The sequence below is a fragment of the Mesorhizobium sp. M7D.F.Ca.US.004.03.1.1 genome (genome assembly GCF_003998635.1).
Classification (GTDB): domain Bacteria; phylum Pseudomonadota; class Alphaproteobacteria; order Rhizobiales; family Rhizobiaceae; genus Mesorhizobium; species Mesorhizobium loti.
Genome location: NZ_RZQG01000631.1, coordinates 1 through 3549 on the forward strand (window position 1 = coordinate 1; position 3549 = coordinate 3549).

The window sequence follows — 3549 nt, forward strand, 5'->3', positions numbered from 1 at the left end:
AAGCCGCTACCGCCACGAACTGTCGGGCGGCCAGCGCCAGCGCGTCGGCATTGCGCGGGCGCTGGCGCTGTCGCCGAAATTCGTGCTGGCCGACGAAATTGTCTCCGGCCTCGACGTGTCGACGCAGGCGCAGATCCTGACCCTGCTGGAAAAGCTGGCGGCGGAGATGGGCCTGACCGTCGCCTTCATCAGCCACGATCTGTCTGTCATTCGGCGGCTGTGCCGGCAAGTCATCGTCATGCGCGAAGGCGTGATCGTCGAGGCCAGCGCCACCGACGCCTTGTTCGACAAGCCGCGGCAAGCCTACACGCGCGATCTGATCGCAGCCATTCCGCTGCCCGAGATCGATGCGGGCTGGCTGGACATCCCTGCCGCCATCAAGGCCCCGACATGAATACACACGCACGCCGAAAAGCGGGCTTCGGTCGTGCGATCGGCAAATGACCCAAGTCCCGCCAATGGAGGAGGACTGACATGAAGAGGATACTTCGAAACGCAACGCTCGCCGCCGCTGTCCTTGGCAGCGCCGGCATCGCCACCGCCAGCTCGATCCCCGGCATGCGCGGACACGATCACACCGGCATCACGGTTCCCGACATGAAGCAGGCGGTCGACTTCTTCACCGAGGTGGTCGGCTGCAAGAAGGCGATGTCGTTCGGCCCGTTTGCCGACGACAAGGGCACCTTCATGCAGGATCTTCTGGGCGTCGATCCCAAGGCGGTCATTGAGCAGGTCACCATGGTGCGTTGCGGCTATGGTTCGAACATCGAGCTGTTCAAATACACAGCACCGGACCAGAAGGACCTGACGCCGAAGAACAGCGACATAGGCGGCTTCCACATTGCCTTCTATGTCGACGATGTCGACGCCGCCAAGGCCTATCTCGACGGCAAGGGCGTCAAGACGCGCATGGGCCCGTTGCCGGTCAAGGAAGGGCCGGCCGCCGGCCAGACCATCCTCTACTTCCAGGCGCCATGGGGGCTGCAGCTGGAAGCGATCAGCTATCCCGATGGCATGGCCTACGAGAAGGGCGCCGAGACTGTTCTATGGAGCCCGAAGAGCCCGGAAAAGTGATGGGAACGCGTGCTTGCGGATGTTCCGCAGGCACGCCACACAAATGCGACGTTGAATCATTTTCGATATGAAACTTTAAGCTTGAAATAATTTACCTCCGGCGCGATACTCGAAACCAGCAAGCGAAGAGGAGATCGCAGACATGAAGGTTGCGGTTCTCGGCGGCGGACCAGCCGGCCTCTACTTTGCCATTTCGATGAAACTCAGGGACGCCGCGCACGATGTGACGGTGTTCGAGCGCAACCGCGCCGACGACACGTTCGGCTGGGGCGTCGTGCTGTCGGCCGAGACGCTTGAAAACCTGTCGAAAAACGATCCGGTCAGCGCCGTCTGGATCAAGAAGCACTTTGCTTATTGGGACGACATCGCCGTCATCCACGATGGCGTGCGCACGGTCTCGACCGGGCACGGTTTCTGCGGCATCGGCCGCAAGCGGCTGCTGGTCCTGCTGCAGCGCCGCGCGCGAGAACTCGGCGTCAAGCTGATGTTCGAGACCGACATCGCCGATCCCAAACCCTATATGGAGACGCACGATCTGGTCGTCGCCGCCGACGGCCTGAACTCCAGGGCGCGCAACACTTTCGTCGACGTCTTCAAGCCCGACATCGACACCCGCAAATGCAAGTTCGTCTGGCTAGGCACCAACCAGAAGTTCGACGACGCCTTCACCTTCATCTTCGAGAAGACCGAGCATGGCTGGGTGTGGGCGCACGCCTACCAGTTCGACAGCGACACCGCGACGTTCATCGTCGAGTGCAGCGAACAGACCTGGGCTGCTTTCGGCTTCGGCGCGATGTCGCAGCAGGAATCGATCGCCGTCTGCGAGCGTATCTTCGAAAAACATCTCGGCGGCCACGCGCTGATGACCAATGCCAACCACATCCGTGGCTCGGCCTGGATCAATTTCCCGCGCGTGCTGTGCGAGCGCTGGTCCTACAAGAACCTTGCGCTGATGGGCGATGCGGCGGCATCGGCGCATTTCTCGATCGGCTCCGGCACCAAGCTGGCGCTGGAAAGTGCGGTGGCGCTGGCCGAGTATGTTGAGTCCGAACCCGACCTCGACGCCGCATTCCGTAGATATGAGGATGCCCGCCGCACCGAGGTGCTGAAGCTGCAATCGGCGGCGCGCAATTCGCTCGAATGGTTCGAGGAGGTCGAGCGCTACCTCGGCCTCGATCCGGTGCAGTTCAACTATTCGCTTTTGACCCGCTCGCAGCGCATCAGCCACGAGAATTTGCGATTGCGCGACGCCGAATGGCTGGGCGGGGCGGAAGAATGGTTCCAGCGCCAGGCGGGCGCCGGCGGCAACAGCCTGCGCCGCGCGCCGATGTTCGCGCCATTCAAGCTGCGCGACATGAGGCTGCAGAACCGCGTCGTCGTCTCGCCGATGGCGCAGTACAAGGCCGTCGACGGCTGCCCGACCGACTGGCATTTCACCCATTATGCCGAGCGCGCCAAGGGGGGCGCCGGGCTCCTCTATATCGAGATGACCTGCGTCAGCCCCGAAGGGCGGATCACGCCTGGCTGCCCCGGCTTCTATGCGCCCGAACATGCGGTGGCGTGGAAGCGGCTGGTCGACTTCGTCCACACCGAGACGGAGGCGAAGATCTGCGCCCAGATCGGCCATTCCGGCGCCAAGGGTTCGACCCGGCTCGGCTGGGAGGGCACCGACGTGCCGTTGGTCTCAGGCAACTGGCCGGTCATGGCAGCCTCGGCCGTCGCGTGGTCGACGCAGAATCAGGTGCCGAAGGCGATGAACCGTACCGACATGGACAAGGTGCGCGACGAATTCGTGGCTTCGGCCGAGATGGCAGATCGTTGCGGCTTCGACATGCTCGAGATCCACGCCGCGCACGGCTATCTGCTGTCGTCCTTCATCACGCCGGTCACCAACCGGCGCACCGATGCCTATGGCGGTTCGCTGGAAAACCGCATGCGCTATCCCCTGGAAATCTTCCGTGCGGTGCGCGCCGCCTGGCCGGCGGAGAAGCCGATCTCGATGCGCATTTCGGCCAATGACTGGGTCGGCATCGAAGGTGTAACGCCGGCCGATGCGGTCGAGATCGCACGGCTGCTGCACGAGGCAGGTGTCGATATCTGCGACGTCTCGGCCGGCCAGACCTCGGCATTGGCAAAGCCGGTCTATGGCCGCATGTTCCAGACGCCGTTTTCCGATCGCATCCGCAACGAGGTCGGCATGGCGACGATGGCGGTCGGCAACATCTACGAGCCGGACCATGTCAATTCGATCCTGATGGCCGGCCGCGCCGATCTGGTGGCGCTGGCACGGCCGCATCTCGCCGACCCCTACTGGACGCTGCATGCGGCGGTGACGCTCGGCGACCGTGGTGTCAAATGGCCGGATCCCTATCTGCCCGGACGCGACCAGCTCTACCGGCTGGCCGAGCGCGACGCCGCGGCGGGGCTGAAAGTATGACGGCCGCCACGACGATTCCCGGCAAGCATGCGCTGGTC

The 3549-nt window shown here is 63.5% G+C and carries 3 protein-coding genes; all 3 read left to right on the forward strand.

From position 1 onward, the window contains the following. The coding region (locus EN935_RS26855; protein ID WP_164771363.1) for an ABC transporter ATP-binding protein at positions 1 to 394 on the forward strand (394 nt) is incomplete at its 5' end. Between the two features lie 80 nt (positions 395 to 474). After that, complete coding sequence (locus tag EN935_RS26860; RefSeq protein ID WP_127265926.1) at positions 475 to 1074, forward strand: VOC family protein; 600 nt, start codon at positions 475 to 477, stop codon at positions 1072 to 1074. Positions 1075 to 1216: 142 nt separating this feature from the next. Next, entirely contained in the window at positions 1217 to 3511 is a 2295-nt protein-coding gene (locus tag EN935_RS26865) for a bifunctional salicylyl-CoA 5-hydroxylase/oxidoreductase (RefSeq protein ID WP_127265924.1), read from the forward strand. The last annotated feature ends 38 nt before the right edge of the window (positions 3512 to 3549 follow it).